21 protein-coding genes are annotated in these 17,895 nt (G+C 44.9%); 15 read left to right on the top strand and 6 right to left on the bottom strand.

Translation table 11 applies throughout. The annotated features are described in order from the left end of the window. The first annotated feature begins 127 nt into the window (after positions 1–127). The 8 genes from GTO91_RS02855 to GTO91_RS02820 all read left to right on the top strand — a co-directional run bounded on the left by GTO91_RS02855 (position 128) and on the right by GTO91_RS02820 (position 4,889). A complete protein-coding gene (locus GTO91_RS02855) occupies positions 128–1,393 on the top strand; it encodes a DNA-methyltransferase (protein ID WP_161254562.1) in 1,266 nt (421 codons plus the stop codon). Positions 1,394–1,407: 14 nt separating this feature from the next. Then, the gene (locus GTO91_RS02850; protein ID WP_161254559.1) at positions 1,408–1,641 is read left to right on the top strand and encodes a hypothetical protein; all 234 of its coding nucleotides are present in this window, start codon (positions 1,408–1,410) and stop codon (positions 1,639–1,641) included. Beyond that, entirely contained in the window at positions 1,641–2,186 is a 546-nt protein-coding gene (locus tag GTO91_RS02845; protein ID WP_161254556.1) for an AAA family ATPase, read from the top strand. The genes GTO91_RS02850 and GTO91_RS02845 overlap by 1 nt, the downstream gene beginning before the upstream one ends. A gap of 156 nt (positions 2,187–2,342) precedes the next feature. After that, a complete protein-coding gene (locus tag GTO91_RS17945) occupies positions 2,343–2,540 on the top strand; it encodes a sigma factor-like helix-turn-helix DNA-binding protein (protein WP_235918949.1) in 198 nt (65 codons plus the stop codon). Further along, on the top strand, positions 2,540–2,938 hold the full coding sequence (locus GTO91_RS02835) for a hypothetical protein (RefSeq protein ID WP_207708961.1): 399 nt from the start codon (positions 2,540–2,542) through the stop codon (positions 2,936–2,938). Before GTO91_RS17945 ends, GTO91_RS02835 begins: the two co-directional genes overlap by 1 nt. A gap of 85 nt (positions 2,939–3,023) precedes the next feature. After that, entirely contained in the window at positions 3,024–4,253 is a 1,230-nt protein-coding gene (locus GTO91_RS02830; RefSeq protein WP_161254553.1) for a tyrosine-type recombinase/integrase, read from the top strand. Continuing rightward, a complete protein-coding gene (locus GTO91_RS02825; RefSeq protein ID WP_161254550.1) occupies positions 4,250–4,603 on the top strand; it encodes an EamA family transporter in 354 nt (117 codons plus the stop codon). Before GTO91_RS02830 ends, GTO91_RS02825 begins: the two co-directional genes overlap by 4 nt. Positions 4,604–4,721: 118 nt before the next feature. After that, positions 4,722–4,889, top strand: coding sequence for a hypothetical protein (locus GTO91_RS02820; RefSeq protein ID WP_161254547.1), 168 nt, complete (start codon positions 4,722–4,724; stop codon positions 4,887–4,889). Between the two features lie 764 nt (positions 4,890–5,653). Here GTO91_RS02820 and GTO91_RS02815 read toward each other — a convergent pair. Together GTO91_RS02815 and GTO91_RS02810 are read right to left on the bottom strand one after the other, a co-directional pair. Then, the gene (locus GTO91_RS02815; RefSeq protein WP_161254544.1) at positions 5,654–7,936 is read right to left on the bottom strand and encodes an SIR2 family protein; all 2,283 of its coding nucleotides are present in this window, start codon (positions 7,934–7,936) and stop codon (positions 5,654–5,656) included. Between the two features lie 164 nt (positions 7,937–8,100). Continuing rightward, entirely contained in the window at positions 8,101–8,658 is a 558-nt protein-coding gene (locus tag GTO91_RS02810; protein WP_161254541.1) for an NYN domain-containing protein, read from the bottom strand. Between the two features lie 171 nt (positions 8,659–8,829). On the opposite strand from GTO91_RS02810, the gene GTO91_RS02805 reads away from it, so the two are divergent. Next, the gene (locus GTO91_RS02805; protein WP_161254538.1) at positions 8,830–10,122 is read left to right on the top strand and encodes a tyrosine-type recombinase/integrase; all 1,293 of its coding nucleotides are present in this window, start codon (positions 8,830–8,832) and stop codon (positions 10,120–10,122) included. Positions 10,123–10,425: 303 nt separating this feature from the next. Here the strand turns inward: GTO91_RS02805 and GTO91_RS02800 are convergent, their stop codons facing one another. Continuing rightward, positions 10,426–10,938, bottom strand: coding sequence for a hypothetical protein (locus GTO91_RS02800; protein ID WP_161254535.1), 513 nt, complete (start codon positions 10,936–10,938; stop codon positions 10,426–10,428). A gap of 206 nt (positions 10,939–11,144) precedes the next feature. Here GTO91_RS02800 and GTO91_RS02795 point away from each other — a divergent pair, with 206 nt between their 5' ends. The 3 genes from GTO91_RS02795 to GTO91_RS02785 all read left to right on the top strand — a co-directional run bounded on the left by GTO91_RS02795 (position 11,145) and on the right by GTO91_RS02785 (position 12,860). Further along, positions 11,145–11,399: a tyrosine-type recombinase/integrase gene (locus GTO91_RS02795; protein ID WP_161254532.1), complete on the top strand. Its 255-nt coding sequence runs from the start codon at positions 11,145–11,147 to the stop codon at positions 11,397–11,399. Between the two features lie 91 nt (positions 11,400–11,490). Next, positions 11,491–11,688: a SpoVG family protein gene (locus GTO91_RS02790; protein ID WP_161254529.1), complete on the top strand. Its 198-nt coding sequence runs from the start codon at positions 11,491–11,493 to the stop codon at positions 11,686–11,688. Positions 11,689–12,002: 314 nt separating this feature from the next. Continuing rightward, complete coding sequence (locus tag GTO91_RS02785) at positions 12,003–12,860, top strand: pentapeptide repeat-containing protein (protein WP_170294070.1); 858 nt, start codon at positions 12,003–12,005, stop codon at positions 12,858–12,860. Between the two features lie 31 nt (positions 12,861–12,891). Here GTO91_RS02785 and GTO91_RS02780 read toward each other — a convergent pair whose 3' ends face one another. Further along, the gene (locus GTO91_RS02780) at positions 12,892–13,326 is read right to left on the bottom strand and encodes a GNAT family N-acetyltransferase (protein WP_161254526.1); all 435 of its coding nucleotides are present in this window, start codon (positions 13,324–13,326) and stop codon (positions 12,892–12,894) included. 262 nt (positions 13,327–13,588) lie between these two features. Between GTO91_RS02780 and GTO91_RS02775 the strand changes: the two genes are divergently transcribed. Continuing rightward, positions 13,589–13,969 (top strand): OsmC family protein, encoded by a 381-nt coding sequence (locus GTO91_RS02775; RefSeq protein WP_161254523.1) that lies wholly within the window; start codon positions 13,589–13,591, stop codon positions 13,967–13,969. Positions 13,970–14,477: 508 nt separating this feature from the next. On the opposite strand, the gene GTO91_RS02770 is transcribed toward GTO91_RS02775, so the two are convergent. Next, complete coding sequence (locus GTO91_RS02770) at positions 14,478–14,963, bottom strand: GNAT family N-acetyltransferase (RefSeq protein WP_161254520.1); 486 nt, start codon at positions 14,961–14,963, stop codon at positions 14,478–14,480. 290 nt (positions 14,964–15,253) lie between these two features. Between GTO91_RS02770 and GTO91_RS02765 the strand changes: the two genes are divergently transcribed. Both GTO91_RS02765 and GTO91_RS02760 read left to right on the top strand, forming a co-directional pair. After that, on the top strand, positions 15,254–15,787 hold the full coding sequence (locus GTO91_RS02765) for a DoxX family protein (protein WP_161254517.1): 534 nt from the start codon (positions 15,254–15,256) through the stop codon (positions 15,785–15,787). A gap of 267 nt (positions 15,788–16,054) precedes the next feature. Beyond that, positions 16,055–16,456, top strand: coding sequence for a hypothetical protein (locus GTO91_RS02760; protein ID WP_161254515.1), 402 nt, complete (start codon positions 16,055–16,057; stop codon positions 16,454–16,456). A gap of 214 nt (positions 16,457–16,670) precedes the next feature. Here GTO91_RS02760 and GTO91_RS18575 read toward each other — a convergent pair whose 3' ends face one another. Continuing rightward, the gene (locus GTO91_RS18575; protein ID WP_328793713.1) at positions 16,671–17,498 is read right to left on the bottom strand and encodes a methyl-accepting chemotaxis protein; all 828 of its coding nucleotides are present in this window, start codon (positions 17,496–17,498) and stop codon (positions 16,671–16,673) included. Between the last annotated feature and the right edge of the window lie 397 nt (positions 17,499–17,895).

The following is a 17,895-nucleotide window of genomic DNA, read 5'->3' as shown; positions in this document are numbered from 1 at the left end:
AGGACTAGAAAGATGGAACCTACGGTTAACTCTAACATCCCGAGCATTAGGCACCTGCCTTTCAGAACTCTTCTCGTCACCATTATAACAAATGAGCTTTGCTTAAGAAATAAAAGGAGGTCATCCATTGGCATCAGATACACCGAAGAACGTGGTTCTGACTGGAGACTCTCTGGATATCCTGAAGTCCATTCCCGACAACTCCATCGACTCCTGCGTCACCGACCCACCTTATGGTCTTTCCAAAGAGCCCAATATCCGTGAGGTTCTCTCCAAATGGATGGCCGGTGAGGACTACACCCACCGAGCTAACGGATTCATGGGCAAGTCCTGGGACAGCTTTGTCCCGGGACCGGCCATCTGGAATGAGGTATTCCGCGTATTGAAGCCGGGCGGCCATATCCTGTGCTTCTCCGGTACGCGAACACAGGACCTGATGACGATTTCCCTCCGCATGGCCGGGTTTGAGATCCGAGATGTCGTTGAATGGCTGTACACAAGCGGCTTCCCCAAAAGCTTGGACATCAGTAAAGCCTTCGACAAACGGGCCGGGGTGGAACGGCATGTCATCGGCGAACGAGAAGTGCCGGATAAGCGCAACGGCCACGGCAGAGCCGATGGTTCCTCGTTGTTTGCCGGTGAGCAGACGGGGAAAATCGTTCATCAGATTACCGAGCCTACCACGGACCTCGCCAAACAGTGGCATGGTTGGGGGACATCGCTAAAACCCGCACACGAGCCGGTAATCTTGGCGAGGAAGCCTTTGCTAGGCAATACCTGCGATACCGTTGAGCAGTATGGTACTGGCGCCATCAACATTCGTGACTGCCGGATCCCCTTCGCTGACGAAAAGGAACGGCAGAAGCTGCGGCACCATCCTGTCGAGAACAACACGAACAGTTGGAAGAACACCAGTGAGGTCATGGGCTACATGACGGAGGACGGCCTGCCCCCGGAGGAAGGGCGCTTCCCGGCCAACTGCGTGACCGTGGACGCCGATGAATGGTACAGCCCTTTCTTCAATATCACGCCGAAAGAACTGTCCAAGAAATCATCGAAGAAGGATCGCAACAGCGACTGGCAAGGCAACGTCATCGACCTGGAGGAGCGGCGCACCTATCCGGGATCGGGGCGCGGCGTCATCAACAGCAAGTACACGCTGGACGGCAACGAACGAAAGCCGGTAAAGAGCCGCAACCATCACCCGACCGTGAAGCCCGTTGAATTGATGGCATGGCTGATTAAACTGGTCACGCCGCCGGGAGGCATCGTCCTCGATCCCTTTGGTGGCAGCGGCAGTACAGCGGTAGCCGCCCGGAAGAATGGTTTTAACTTCATCTTAATTGAACGGGAAGAGGAATATGCCGAGGTCGCCAGGGCCAGGGCAGCGTAGAAAGGAGCACATGCTTGGGAAAGGTCATTGAATATCGCAAGGTTTTGGCGCAGGCAGAAGGGGAGGGCCGTTTGTTCATCACCTTCATGAACGGCATCACCAAACAAATGAAGCCTGGCGAACAACGAAAAGTCCACGGGCTTACTCGACGGGATATTTATTACTACGAACGGCTGTTCAAAAAGCTCGAGGTTTTGAAGCGATGGGAAGCCATCGACAATAAGAGAAATGAAAGGAAGATCGCATAATGACAGGAGTTCGAATTGCACTGACCGGTAAGATGCGCGCCGGCAAGGATTCGGTGGCGGATTATCTGGTAAACCACTTCGGTTTCCAACGGTATGCTTTGGGGGATGCTCTCCGCGCTGTCTGCAATGACCTATTTCCCGACGCGGCTCAAAACGGCAAGCCCCGCGAACTCTACCAAGACGTTGGACAAGCCCTTCGTCAAATCAGCCCGGACGTTTGGGTGAACTATCTTCTTCGGCAAATCGAGGAGGAAACGGGGCCGGACGATAACATCGTGATCACCGATCTCCGCCAGTGGAACGAATACTTCGCTTTGCTGAAGGCGGGGTTCACCATCGGCCGCATCCGGGCATCGGAACTCACACGGCTCCGCAGGATGAAGGCGATGGGGGAGACGGTCAAGTATTCTCGCCTCCGCCATGAGACGGAGCAGACGGTCGATAAGTTCTGCGTGGATTTCGAGATTACGAACGAGGGCTCCCGGCAAGAACTCTATAACCTCGTCGATGCCGCATTACTCCGTCTGAAAAAGGAAGTGGCCTAACTGGGGAAAGTCATTGACCTGGCCACCAAGCAGAAACGGCTTGATGATGCCTATCCGTTAGAGCAGGAGTATGGTATCTACGCCCTTCTGACGCAACTACACCATATTCGGGAAGGACGGTTTCTTCGCGGGGATTACGATGCCAGCGTTTTATTATTGGACCTGGCGCGGCTGATAGAAGAGGCCCGGCTGAACCGACGTCAGATGCAGGCGATGCAGTTGGTCTTCGTCAGGGATTGGACGCAAAAAGATGCCGCCCATTGGATGAACATCTCCCAACAGGCAGTGAGCAACCATATCCGAACGGCAATCCAGCGGATCGCCCAGGTAAACGAAAGGGAGGAGGCGGCGTGATGTATGAGGGCATGTTCTCGCCGGACAGGAATTATAAGTTAGTATTCGAGGCTGCCGTTACGGAACTGGTGAAGCGTAAACTGCCGGTGCCCTGGAGGATCAAAACAGTCGATGATTTGCTTGAGGCGTATGTCTCACAGGTGGGTGAGGTTCCTGACGGTATTCAGCTTGAACGCCTGGCTAACTTCATCCTGAAGGATTCTACGAACCGGCCGGACAAAGTGAGCCACGAGGAATACCCGGCTATGAATGAGGATCAACTGAAGGTCCGGCAATGGCGGGAGATTCCTTTCGAGTTTATTGGTAAGGCGCCATCAGATGTAAAGCGGCTGGGCATTCGGCTCAAATCAAGGAAGCACGATATTACCAAGCAGCCCAACAAGAAGAGGATCGCCTAACGGCGGTCCTCCAACCATCACCTATCATATTCCATAGAGAACTGGATAAGCTTGCCCTACTCAATCTTTTAAGGGGTAGGGAAGAATGGCGAAAAAACGAGCTAATGGTGAGGGCAGCGTATTTAGAAGCAAGGATGGTTACTGGAATGCTCAGATCACAATTGGTCGAAAGAAAGACGGTCGACTTCATTACGTTCGAAAACGGTTTAAGACAATGCAAGACGCTCTCGCTTGGAAAAACAAGTCTATTCATGAACTACAACAAAAACGGTTTCTTCTACCCAATGACATTACCCTCGAAAAATGGCTTCAGTTGTGGCTAGAGACTTACATCAAACCAAGTGTTCGTCCAAAGACATGGGAAAATTATGAGTATATTTGTCGGTGTCATCTCGTCCCGGAATTAGGGAAAGAAAAGATTCAAAAACTAACCAGCTTCCACTTTCAAAAAATGCTAAGTGATAAGCGCAATTCGGGTCTATCAACTCGAACAGTCGACCTAATTCGAGTAGTTACAAGAAGTGCATTTGCCCAGGCTGTAAATGAAGGAATTCTCCTTACTAACGTGGTTGATAAAGTCCGTAGGCCAAATCAAACTAAAAAAGAAATACGAGTTTTGTCGACAGATGAATTGCAACGATTTGTCCAATCAGCTATGTCTGATCGATTAGGAACTGCATTTGCATTATTACTAGGTACAGGTTTACGGCTAGGGGAGCTGTTGGCATTACGATGGGACGACGTCGATTTTTCACAGAATCTTATCCGAATACGTCGCTCAGCAATTAGATTGAAAGCACCGGAAGGTCGAAGAAAAACAAGAGTTGTGATTCAAGCACCCAAATCAAAGAGTGGGAAGAGAGACATTCCCCTGTTCGATGTGCTTGCAAACCTCCTTAAAGAATGGAAACGGGTTCAAGTAGAGGAATCGCTGACATACGGGCATGAATATATAAACAGTGGATATGTCGTCACGCATCGTAACGGCACAATGATGGACCAGAGTAATCTGACACGTGCTTTTCATGTATTACTAAACAAAGCGAGTTTGCCAAAAACAAATATTCATGCCTTACGCCACACCTATGCAACCCAATTGCTTGAGAAGAATGTGCACCCAAAAGTGGCCCAAGAACTTCTTGGTCACAGCAGCATTACAGTAATCATGAACACGTATAGCCACGTCTTACCTGAAATCAAAAAGTTATCGGTTAAAAAACTGAATGGCATGTTCGGAACGCTTTCACCCGACTATTGCCCCTTCCCTCGGGGAATGGATAATCTGACGATATCCAAAAGGGGGCAATTACGTTGAGTCTTCAGGCATGGCTACTCCTTGGGCTGAACATTATCATGCTGTTGGTGGGACAGGTTCTTATAAAGTGGGACCTCGACCGGATGGGCGGCTTTCAATGGAATAACCTACTCGCCACCGTTACCTCTCCGGGAATACTCGGGGGCGTGCTGGCGCTGACGGCGGGGTTAGTGGTATGGTTCAGAGTGTTGTCGCTTGCCCCGTTCAGCGTCGCCTACCCGGCCCAAAGCTCCAGCTATTTAATCGGTATTATCCTAGGGTGGCTGTTCTTCGGGGAATCGATCCCAACGATCAGATGGGTTGGCGGCTTGGTGATATTGCTGGGGGCGTATCTGGTTTCGGTGGAATAGCGCGCTCCCTTATTTGCCAGCGCAAGGATGATAAGATTAACTTTACTGATCATGGACGTCTAGATAAGCTTACACTGCTCCAAGACCAAACCAAAAAACACCATCAAGGAGGGGCAGTATGGACGAATTCATGAGGACCGGCTTCGGAAGGAAGTTCTTCGAACGGGATATCCCGCAGTTACTCGGATCGCTGGCCGCCATCGCCAAGCAGCTTGAGAAGATGAATGAGCGACTCGATAAGCTAAATGCCGATAGGGAAGAGGGTAGTAGGCCCGAGCAGCCGTAATTGAATAGCGAAGGACACACGGCCTCCGGCAACGGAGGCTGGTTTGCTCTTTGATAACCGAATAGAGAGCCACGACCTCTAAGCGACGGCGGTTGATCAGAGTGCCCTCGCTTGATATCTGGATAGACGTATCCTTCGGGATGGTTGGACAGACTTCACCGTCAGTCGTAATGGCAGACTGCCCCTCGGGTATCCTGGGCAAACTCGCCTGCCCTTTTGGAGGACGGACTTCCCCTCAGACAATGTGGGCGACTATTGCTGACGGACACTTGGCCAGTTGTCGCCGGTGCTGTCCAAGAGTTGCTGGCCTAACGGGGATGCAGCCTGATTGGCCTTACCGTGGCTGATGGCATTCCATAAACAGTTCAGCCAGCGGGCTATCGCCAACAATCCTAGCCCATCCTTGAAGATACACTTCCCGTATGCGGTTATCAGAGAGCAAGCGGTGCCGGTGCTGTGTCCATAGATCGACCTCCTTCGTATTGAGATTGAGATTCTAGCGGTATTAGCTCAAGGTAGATTTAGTTTTGTGGGGAGCCGGTCAAGGTCGATAGAGTCCCTCCTCTGGAATGTTCGTTGAGTGACGGTTGTTCGCGAAATTAGCTCAATCTTAATTTGTCGGGAAACCGGTTATGGCCTATAAAATTCCTCCTTGGCGATGGTGGTGGGGTCGTGGACATCATCGCTCTAGTGGGGGAGGAAGTCAACAATAAAAGGATCGTATTTTCGGTATAAGCTATTTATGCACAACCCCTGGTTTAATTTTAGCGTTTTATATTAATTAATTTATTCAAAAGTTCTTTTGTTTTATAGCTTTTAAAATCTTTTGAAATCTCTTTTAGCCATGTAATTGCTTGATCAATAAACTCATAATACGAAAGGACCGTCGCAAAATAAAGGGCAAATTCAGCATATTTCTGAGCGTGAAATACTTTACGTTTATCACTTCTATAGCATTCGGATAATATATCCATTGCTTCTATCATCTCAGTTATAGCTAGACCAGTTTTTATTTCTTTGTTAGCTTCAAACAAAACAATTGCTCTTGTGTTTTTTATACTAAAATTATATCTATCCATAGTAATTGCTTTATCAATATCGGCAAATGCACCAGGGTAATCTTTAAGTTCAACTTTGTACAGCGCCCATTGCTGTAAAGTGTAAGCGGTGGGGTTATATGAGTAAATTCTCTTATACAATTCGTGTGCTTCATCATTAAATAAGCGATAAAATAATTTCGCATCATATGCAGTGCGTTTGAAAACATGGTATTTATACGTTTTATAGGGTGATACGTTAAAAACAAACTTTTTAATAGTTTCTGCATAATCGGCGGAATGTCTATACATTAACAATTTATTAACGTAATGCGAAAATAAATTCGACCTTAAATAATAAAATTCTCCATCTACTTCATCTTGGGTTAACCGAATATCAGCTTCAGTTAGTAACATCTTTACAGTAGATAATAGCGTAGAAATTTTATCGTAATTAGTAATATTAAAATAAGAACACAATATATCAATCGATAGCGCGGAATTATTTACAAATAGATAAGACGTTAATTTAATAACCTCGAATGCATCTGGTGTCGTTGCTTTTATTCTTTGAAGAAAAGTTTGTATTTTTGATTCAGTCATTATATTCTTTACATTATTAGACATCATTTCAAGCATTGAAAATCTTTCAAGCCTATTTTTTTTATAGGCAAAGTTATCAGTACGCAAGGATTGAGGGATTTTTTCATAAATGCATTGGGCTTCTGCTAAATCCAACTCACTAATATCTATTTTTTTATATATTAATCCACTAATAATGTGCTTCGTGGATTCAAATGAATGTTCATCTATAAATCCTATAGTCTTGATATTAGGGCAACTCGCCAAAAGATAATAAGCATACATGTCCTCAGAACAGTTGTCTACTAAAATCGTTGCGTCAACTCCTCTAAGCTCATTAATTATATGCTTGGAAATTTCAGGTGTTAAATCTTTAACTACCAGCTTCATATTTGAATTTAGTTGAAGAGATAATTGCATCATATCAGTTGTTTTTCCCGAAAAGGGTATTCCTACAACTATAACATTTTTATTAGCTATTGAAGCTTCGTGGATTTCGTTGATTTTTTTTGTTTGGAATGCTTGATTCGCTATAATATTATACCAATGGGTTCTCGCATTAATATAATATTCATTTACCGGGACTGCTTCTACTTCATTTATTGTCGGAACTTTGTATTGAGCCAAGAACGGTGAATCAAAACTTGATGTGATAATTTCTTCAGACTTAAGTTCATCTCTAATCCACTGGAGAAAATCTTCGGTAGTTCCTTCAATAATGTAACAATTCATGTCCCTATATAGTTCAATATTTTCATTTCCGGGAAGACATTGTATCCAGATATTCTTTTTATTTTGAGATTCTAATATTCTCCCAATAGCACGTTCAACACCAGAGTCATGAAACCCATATCCGATAAATAACGTTGGACATTCCATCAATTTGGCTATCATTATATCAAAAAGATCCCTATTGCTAATATCTACTGTTGCTAAATCAAATTTTCCAAAATATAAAGTTGAATAGATATTTTTAACGTCACCATGCAAAGGTATATAAGAGAGTGCTGATTTACTCCTTTTCGTAGCTCCATAATAGGTTAAACTATTTAGATAATATTTATTACTGTTATCCATAACACAATGAATAATATTGTCAATATTTGTAGTAATAAAGGAATTAATGTTAATTTTGTTTATTTGATCATACAACGGATTGTATGACTTTACAGTAAATTTTTCTCGTAAAAATTCTTGATAACGTTGTTTATATTTGGTATTAACAATTGTAGAAATTCTTTCTAAATCATTTCCGTACCCATGTTTTAAATCAAAAGTCGTGCAAATCTCCGAACAAAGTTCTTTCGCATCTGGTAATTTATTTCCTTGGGTATCGGGAAGCTTTGAAAATCCTGCACCAGCAAAAAAGTTTATTCCGTGTTGCAAAGTTTCCTTGAAAAGCTCAGGCATTTCGACTTTTAATCCCATATATTAAACCTCCTAAATCATAAATATATTTTCGAACCATATACATTTTGCTTTGGGAAACAACTGCTAGACCCTCGCGTCTCCATGCAGGTTATATCTGTCGCTAGTTGGGGGATTACGATATATGGGATCGGAATTATCTCTGCGGTCCTAACTTTTCATTTCTATGTTTTTTCTTTGCTTACTTCGAGATAAAAATCGTTTATCCAGTAAATGTTATCTGCGTATGAATCTAATTCAGATGCAATTCCGTAACGAAATACACAAAGCTCGAGTCTTTTTCCTAGATTTTTTTTCATAAACACAATTGCATCTTTTAAGTCACTATCACCTGAAGATAAGATTAAATTATCATACTGATGTTGGTGCCCTAGACTTACAATCAGTGTAGCGAGACCAACATCTACACCTTTTTGAACTGGCAAACTATACTTCATTTTGCAATGGGGACAATCATATTCCTTTAACTTTAATTTATATAGTATCGGTATAATGTTTGGCCCTTCTGGTTTAGGTTTTTGTAACCAAGTATGAAAGTGTGTTTGTCTATCACTCGGTGGATCATGTGTACAATTTAGATAATATGCTCGATCTATTTTTCCGTCCATTTCCAACTTATTTTGCAATTTTAGATAGTCAAATGCATAAGAATTACTGACTGATTCTTGTCCATTAAATAAATACGCAGCATCTATAAGCCAAATGGTTCTCCCTATTCTCATGTAATCACCCCCACGTACAATTATAGCATCATAAGAAATAATTTCCATACATTAATAGCTATGTTTTATTCGCTGAAAATCTCATCTTATCTATTCTCCGCTTGACTCCTAACCCCAACCTAATCAAAACTGTCCACTGACCCTAACTAACCACAGGGAAGGTGGACCACCATGACCAGACGCAACAACGGCGAGGGCAACGTATACCTCCGTAAAGACGGCCGCTGGGAAGCCCGTTTCTTCCACACGGACCCTACCACCGGCCACAAGAAACGCTACAACTATCTCGGCAAGACCCACGAAGAAGCCTACAACAAGATGATCACTGCGAAGGCAGCGATCCTCACCGGCAACTTCGTCGAGCCCAACAAGATGGCCGTAAAGGACTGGTTGTCCTATTGGCTTGCCGAATGTATCCAGCCCAACGTAAAGCCTACGACCTATGCCCAGTACGAAACGATGGCCAGGGTTCATATCGTGCCCACGCTGGGATCGCTTGCCCTTCAGAAAGTGCAGACCTCCGACATCCAACGGATGTACAACGTCAAGCAGCAATGCGGCGGTGCCGATGGGGGAGGGTTGGCCCCGAAGACGATCCGCCACATTCATAATGTGATCCACTGTGCCTTCCGTCAGGCCGTTGAGGAAGGCAAGCTGCTGAAGAACCCGTCCGACGCAGTTAAGCTGCCCAAAAAAGAAAAGCCGGATATCCGCGTCATGAAACTTGAGGAAATCCGGCAATTTCTTAATTTGATTGAGACGCATCGATTCTACCCTGCATTTCTGCTGGAGATTCGTTTGGGCCTGCGTCGGGGAGAACTGCTGGGCCTCCGCTGGCAGGACATCGACTTTGAAAAGCGGATCCTGTATGTGAGGCAGACGCTAATCCGGGTATCTATCCCTGACGGCAATGGTGGACGGATCAACCGGCTGATCTTCCAATCGCCAAAGAGTGAGCGCAGCAAACGGCCGCTGCCGATCCCGATGGACATTATGATCGACCTTCATAACCACAAACTCCGTATAGAAGAGGAACGGGCTTATGCCGGCAAGAGTTATAAAAGCTACGACCTGGTGTTCTGCCAGAAGGACGGCGCGCCGCTGGACCCGCGTGGCTTCTCGCGGCTGTTTGAAAAACTGCTGAAGGACGCCGGGCTGCCCAAAACGACATTCCATAGCCTGCGCCACACTGCCGGGATGCTGCTGCTGGCCAGCTCGAAATCCTTGAAGGTAGTTCAGGAGATGCTGGGCCATACCACCATTCAGACTACGGCCGATATCTACCTGGACCACGTGAGCGTGGACGATATGGATAAAGCCCTCGCTCAGATGAACGGCATACTGCTCACAAAAAAAGTTGATGAAAAATGCCAAGACGCTGAGTGGAGTTCGATTTTTGGGCAGACGCCAATCCAGACGCCTATCGATGGCGCCACGGGGAATAACAGCGGGGGAGAGCAGTAGTGGGTTATAATGGAGAGCCATTGACGTGGCGGGTAGGCGGGGTTAGAATGAGGAACATAGTGGCGCAGCTTGGTAGCGCGCTTGGTTCGGGACCAAGAGGCCGCAGGTTCGAATCCTGTCGCCCCGACCATTGATTTTATTGGGTTGTTTGGATGTATGGGAGTGTTGCGGTGGGGGTTTGACGCCTGGCGTGACGCCTGCGATGACGCCACGTATAAATTCAGATGAAGCAGTTCAGGTCCAGGATTAGCAGTCCTGGGCTTTTTTGCGTGTGTGTTGTGGGGTGTCTTTAAGCTTGTTCAGCTACTTCTTGTTTGATGTAAGTCTTTTTGCGATTGCAAGTTTTAGTTTAGGTAAATAACTCACTTCTCCGGCAAATTCGTCATACCATCTCTGATAAAGAAAAATTATTGGAAGGTGTCCAATCAATAGAAAAAAAAGCCCTAAATTACTCATAGAGTTTAACTGATAAAGTCCGACTTTCATAAAAACATAAGGGCTGATGATAAACGCTTGTAATGCGTCTATCACAAAGTTAACCCCAAAAAACAGCCATACATTTGGATAAGTAAAGTAAAAAACAATAATAGTAGTTACTGGTAAGAAACCATAAGTAAAAGACGACACGCTTGTTAGAAAAGCAACGTTACTTGAAACATTCCACCAATTCAGCACTTCAGCTGTTTGGAAAAGAATGGTGTCGACTATGGTTGTGAAGAACGCAACAGATAAGAAGCGTTTAACTCGTTTCATATTTAACGGTATCAACAAAAACCACGGTAAGATAAGCAAGACCCAGGATACTGCTGTACCCAAAAATATCAACTCCGTCGTATATTTTAATTCAAGGTGTCATTATTTTTGGCGATAGGCAGGTTTATTATTCTTAAATTGATAAGATAAAGTAATGGGCTTTTTTCCCGTGACAACTGTTTTTAAGTTCAGATGGCTAAGACAGGCCTCCGCAAGCTCAGAGCGTACAGAATTGATGGATTTTAGGCCACAGGGTACGCCTCAAAGTCTTGATCGAGCAGGACAAAAAGTGGGCAGGGGAGAGGTACCTGAATTATGACCTGATATTCTGTGCGAAGGACAGCAGTCCACTAGACCCCAGGGTGTTTACGCGGATGTTCGAGAAGCTGTTGATCGAAGCTGGCCTGCTAAAGACGACATTCCACAGCTTACGCCATACAGCCGGGCTGCTGATCCTTGAATCGACCAATTCGCTAAATTATCCAAAAGAATTAAAAGAACGGGTATTGAGAGAAGCAGGCTAACAGATTAGTTAAATTATTTATACGTCATTGTGTTCCTTCTTCAAAAGTTATACAATGATGTTGAAGGTAGTTTTCAGCGGGAGAAGGGGAGATGTTTTCAACGAAAATTACAGAAGTCAGGTTCAATCGCGTTAACCTCCATGGCTCCGTTAAAGCACTTGCTTCTGTAACAATTGACGATTCGTTTGCAGTTCACGAGATTAAAGTGATCGAAGGAAAAAACGGATTATTTATCGCGATGCCAAGTCAAGTCTTACCGGATGGAACCGTTCAATTCGATGTTCGATGAACTTGCGTCTATTAAATTAAAATAGTTGACCCCGGCTTTGAGGCTGGGGTTTTTCAATTTGTGCGTTATAAACCTTATACATTTTTAATGTTTTGAATTGTGCTAGTTCAGGACATACGATATACTGTCATTGACAAAACTTTATAGTCGCTTTGCCACAATCAAAAAGTCAGGCGGACCGCCCGCTGTGGGACACGTTGCCCTAACCCGGAGGATCTGATATATTAAACATGCTATTGGTGATATATGTTTCATTCCAATAGCTTTTTTATGTAAGGGTAATATATCGAGATATCTAGTAAGGAAGTGTGTTTTTGTCTACCCAACAAATTCCGAATCGTTGCTTAACAAAATTTACTGTCGACTGTGTCCATTGTTTTGGTTTGTGCTGTGTAGCGTTACCGTATTCTAAATCTGCTGATTTTGCCGTTGACAAAAAGGCGGGAATTCCCTGTAGCAATCTGCAATTAGATTATCGTTGCAGTATTCATAATAATTTAAGAACTTGCGGCTTTCGAGGCTGTACTGTCTATGAGTGTTTTGGAGCCGGTCAGAAGGTTTCCCAATTCACGTACAACGGAATTGATTGGCGAGAGAACCCCCAGTCAGCTCGCGAAATGTTTGATGTATTTCCGATCATGCAGCAACTTCATGAAATGCTCCGTTACTTGAATGAAGCGTTGAGCCTTGAAGAAACTCGGCCGATTCATAAAGAATTGCAGAAGGCGATTGAAGCAACGGAACAGCTTACAGATCTTACTCCCAAGGCCATTTTAGAGCTTGATGTGCCAAAACACAGAGTCATTGTGAGTGACTTGCTTATGCAAACCAGTGAATTCGTCAGAGCAAAAGTCAGGAAAGAAGCGAAACAAAGGAAACTGAGAAATATAAGCAGGGGGAGCAATCTAATCGGTGCGAATTTAAGAGGCGCAGACCTTAAGGGATCTAATTTGAGGGGCGCCATACTCATCGCCGCTGATCTCCGAGCAACCGACTTACGAGTGAGTGACTTTCTCGGCGCCGATTTAAGAGACGCTGATTTAAGCGGCGCGAACCTGACGGGGAGTATTTTCATTACACAATCTCAGGTAAATTCGGCTAATGGCGATATCCATACCAAGTTACCGCCTTCTATAAGCATTCCCGACCATTGGCTAGGCTCAAAGATGTAGTTTGGCATACAACTACAGGGCGCAACACTCGTTAGAGAAATTTTTTAAACCCTTGAACAACATCCAAGCTATATCCGATTGATTGATAGAATCTGTGCGCCCCTTTCCTGTCGGTCCTGGAAACAAACATGATATATTGGCAACTATTTGCAGCAGCGATTTCCTCAATCTTTTCCATGAGCCTCCTGCCGATTCCCTTTCCCCGGAAGGCGCTTCTCACGATGACGTTTTCGACGACCATAAAGGGGTCGCAATCACCCACCAAGTCATGACAAACTACGCCCATAGCTGAGCCGATCACTGTTTCCCCTTCTTTTGCAACCAGAACGACGTAATCGGGATTGGAATCCATCCAGCGGAATTGCTCCCGCATCTTGACTACGTTTGTTGTCTTGCTTGCCAATTCTTCGTACAGATCTGCTAAGGAATCAAGATCGGAAACCGATGCAGTTTGAATAGATACCATACGTTATCGTCTCCTAATAATAGGCCTCTCCAAATGAAGTCTTGCGTCAAATTGAACAATTTCATAAGCAATATCATGGAGTTAGATTTCCAAAAGGTCGAGGATGCACGTCCTGGACCTTTCTTGGTTTTCGGTATCGCTTTCGGCAAGTGTGCCTTTTTTTGAAAAACAGCCCAATTTTTGAAGGAAATAGATTTTGACGCGTCGAAAAATTCGATTTGAAATAATCAATCTAATTTATAATTAAAGGAGGTCTGCCATGATGATCGTTTCAGAAAGTAAGAACGCCAACTATTGCACTGAAATTTCTAATGAAACTTCAATTGTTTTTTCTGACGTGACGGAGGAAAAAGGCGGACAAGGACAATATTTCAGACCCCATGATCTGTTATGCGCCGGATTATCTGCATGCCTGAATATCGGCGCCAGAATGTTGATGGATCACCATAACATCAAATACGATAAAGTGATAGTCAAAGTCGATCTAGACAGAACCGATGCTAATAAAACCAAATTCCAATACAACATAGATATCGTCGGTGAACTTTCTAAGGAAACAAAGCGATGGGTAATTGAAAAAGCTAGCAACTGTGCGGTTAGAAAAACGCTCTCAAAGGAACTAACGTTTAAACTTATCCCATAAGTAATAGCGCTCGACAAGTCCGATAAGCAATTTTCAGCATTATTATTTTAAATTAAACAATGGAGCGATCACGTTTAAAAAGACACTTCCTTGCAGTGATCTGTTCCGGGTATGTATCCATTATGGAGGTGTCTCCATTTGTATACGTATAGAAGCGCCTACGGCCTGATCATAAGCGCTTTGCTGCTCTTTGTCTTTAACCTAGCGACGATTGACTGGCAGTTCCATCGCTTTGGCATTATAGCCATTCAATTGACTAGCTCGCTCATAGTCCTGCTCGTTTTATCGGCCATTTTCTCAGCCTATAAAGACAGACTTCCCGGATTGGTCAAATGGAGCATCTGGGGCGCAGGATCGGCAATCCTTGCTTATGTGCTTAGTTGGATATATTTTATTCACCAAGCGACAGTGTGAAATTTAAGGTAGGTGAGTGGTGCTTGACCTTTAATGTAGCCTGAGTTTTAACGCCAGCCATACCTGAGAAGTGACTTGACGACCATTCCCCCTTTTAGACCTGTAGTGAAAACAAAGATACAGTCCGTCCCAGGATACTTGAGGGCGATTCTCTTATGTACATCGCTCCCATCTTTTCATAAAACCCTTTCGCATAGGGATCGGAAAATATATTTAAAGAAGAAATACCTGCTTCTCTACAAAAGGTCTTGATAAAAAAGATTAGCTTTGAACCAATACCTTTTCCAATATAACTTGGATGGATAAACATATGCTCCAACCAAAAACCCTTTTGGACAAAAACATTCCCGGCCCAAAAGTCTTCTTTCACCTCGACGACAGATTCATACCCGATGATTTTTCCGTCAACCTCAGCCACGAAGACGATGTTTCTTTCTATATACTCAGCCGTAATCGTCAATTCGTCTTTCCAAATCTCGAAGTATTCCTTCGGATAATTCCAGTATTGTTTCGACAAAAAGGAGATCTCCGTGATAATGGCGCTTTCTTTTGGCAAAGCCTTTCTGATCAGAACATCCATGGTGCTCTTCCTCCTTTTAGAGCTGTATGTTTCTGGTTGTAGATAGTTAGACTTATTGTAACACATTAGGTTGAATTTTTGTCCATACCGCAATAGTGACACTCGCAGGGTAAAAAAAGACCAGCACACTGGCTGGTCTTTTTCCTTGTATACCCTTCCAATGATTACATGTTCAAGGTGGATGCAACTTCATGAAATCTTCACAAGTTTCAGCTAGCATACAAAGTAACCCAGGATTCACAGTTTTCAAACTTGTCGCAAAACAATCTGGAGGAAGGATGTGCTTCCGAATGCAACAGTGGTTTTCGAATCCAAAGCTGGCGCCGCTCTGGACGGTGATCCGATTCTGGTTGGGTTACCAGTGGCTGACCAGCGGTTGGGGCAAGTTGAATAACCCCGCTTGGACCGGAGAGAAAGCGCCGGCAGCCATCATGGGCTTTTTCAAAGGCGTATTGGAAAAAGCGCAAACAGGCGCCAACCCCGAAGTTAAAGCCTGGTACGCTGATTTCGTCAGTTCCGTCGCCATGCCGAACGCGAAGTTCTTCTCCTATCTGATTCCCTACGCTGAAGTCCTCGCCGGTTTAGGGCTGATTGTGGGATGCCTTACTACCATCGCACTGCTCGGCGGCATCACCATGAACTTAAACTTTCTTTGGGCCGGCACCTCTTCCACGAACCCACAGATGATGCTTTTGTCGCTTTTCTTGCTTTTTGCCGGAGCATACAGTTACCGTTACGGCGTTGACCACTACCTCCTCCCTTGGTTAAAACAACTGCGTACCGGCAGAAACCCTTCGGCGCCGATTCCATCACCACAAAAATAACACAATCGCATCAGTCATCGCAAAAAGAAGCCTTGTGTTCAAAACACTGGGCTTCTTCTTTCTTTTTCACTCTTTCGAAGCGGTACTTTTTAGGTGATACACTGGGCTCTGGCGTTCCCACAGAGTATTCAAAAGCCACACTTATTTGAAGAAAATTACTTTAGATGATAGAATTGCTTAGGAGATATTTAGAGGAGGAAGGGTTTTTGAAAAGAATCGCGGTAGTTGTTGCGTCCGTGACTTTCCTGTTCAGCGGCATCACCGGCTGTGCTCTCCGAAGCGACATATCCCAAAATCAAAAATATGGATAGCGAAGAATTTAAGAAGCACGAAGCAAACTGGAAACTATCGGAACAACAAATTAAGATGGTGAAGGGGATTTATCCTGAACTCCAGCATGTCGATATCTCAGAATGGACAAATGCAGACTTTAACGCGTACTCCCTCGCTCAAACAGACAAGAAAAACGCGCCTACACCCGAGCAATCAGCAAAATTGAAGGAAAAAGGGATTCCTCTCAATGTAGCCCGCAAGATGCTCAAAGAATTCCATAGCTACGAGAACTTGTTGACGCAACCAGATGACGTAATCAATAAGCTAAAAAACGAGATCGTTGAAGCCGACAAACAATTCAATGAGCATATCCAACGTCCCGGTGAAAATCGTTGAAAGCCACCCCTTGCGGAGTGGCTGGAGGCAGCTAGCATTTCCGACAACGACCGAACAAGAACCCACTGATCACCAGCGCTACAAGGAAAAAGGGGAATGGAGACAGTCGGAACATTTCCAGACGTCGTTGGTGCAGATCTCGGAGATCAATCATGCGACCACCTCCGAGGTTAGAATAACCGAATTCATAAAAGTCATTACGCGAAAACTCCTTCTAGTCCACTAGCTTCTTCGTGGCCGATGCGATTTTATCGGTCGTTTCCTGGATCGTGCAAATCGTTGCCGATAATTCCTCGATTGAGTCGGTTTGCGTTTCGGCAAAATCTCCCAGTTGTTCAAGTTTAGAGGCGATGTTGTTTAGCGAATCGATCATTTTGTTCAATTTTGAAGACATGTCGGAGACGCTGTGATTCGTGTTTTGCGCGAGGTTGCGGACCTCTTCCGCAACGACGGCGAAGCCCCTCCCGGCATCGCCTGCTCTGGCCGCCTCTATAGCGGCGTTGAGGGCGAGTAAATTGGTCTGATCCGAGATTTTTTTGATCAATGCGATGACATCACCGATCGTCCCAAGTTCTTTTTTGATTCTCGCCGTTTCACCGACGATTTCGTGCATCGCATCGTTGAACCTGACGGCCCCGGAGGCAATGGCCTCACTGGAGGAAGTCGTATGTAACAGCGTAGAGTATAGTTTTTCCGTATTCTCTTTCAGTTCTTCATAGGCCACCACAGGCGCAGTCATCCCGATCGCGCCTACGATCTTCTTATGATGATCGTAAACAGGCAATCCGATAGATGTATAGGGGACACCAAAGGGAGAGTTCTCCCTGGAAAACGTTTTCTTCACCCTCGTATTCCGCTGGATAGCCTCCCGTAGCACCGTCGTGTCCGGATATTTGTGACCCGGTTCGATGGGCGTCTTGAGCGAACCCTCAAATTTTCCCACGATCACTTCCGTATCTGCGACCAATATAGAGGAAGCCGAGTGAAACATCCGAAACATCAGTTCTGCGCATTTGAGCGCGTCTTGCAAAGCGACAGGCAATTGTGACATGATCAACTCTACCTCCGATCGATTCATTCGGATATCCGGCTATATATTCTATCAGGTCATCTACCTCTAAGGGAGATAATTGTAACAACCTATGCGGATAGCGGTGACCGGTATGCCGGGAGGTTGATGTAGATTACTTTCTCTTTGAAGTATCTTTTACCTCCCGGATTTCGCCCAAATTTTTGATTTTTTGGATCTATTACTCCGATATACCTCTCGCATATATTACAATCGCCTGCTTTTGATGAGTACAGCGGTCACAAAACGTCAGTTCCGGTATGTACAACAGCATCCCTTTGTTCTACCATAACAGTAGTGTTTTTTCCGAAGACATAGCACTAGCGAAAGGATAGTTTATTCCTACGAATGATTTCCCGCTGCTTTTCGA

Origin of the sequence: Heliomicrobium undosum (assembly GCF_009877425.1) — a bacterium.
Taxonomy (GTDB): Bacteria; Bacillota; Desulfitobacteriia; order Heliobacteriales; family Heliobacteriaceae; genus Heliomicrobium; species Heliomicrobium undosum.
The sequence above is the reverse complement of the archived record's forward strand: the minus strand, read 5'-3'. Positions and strand labels throughout refer to the sequence as shown.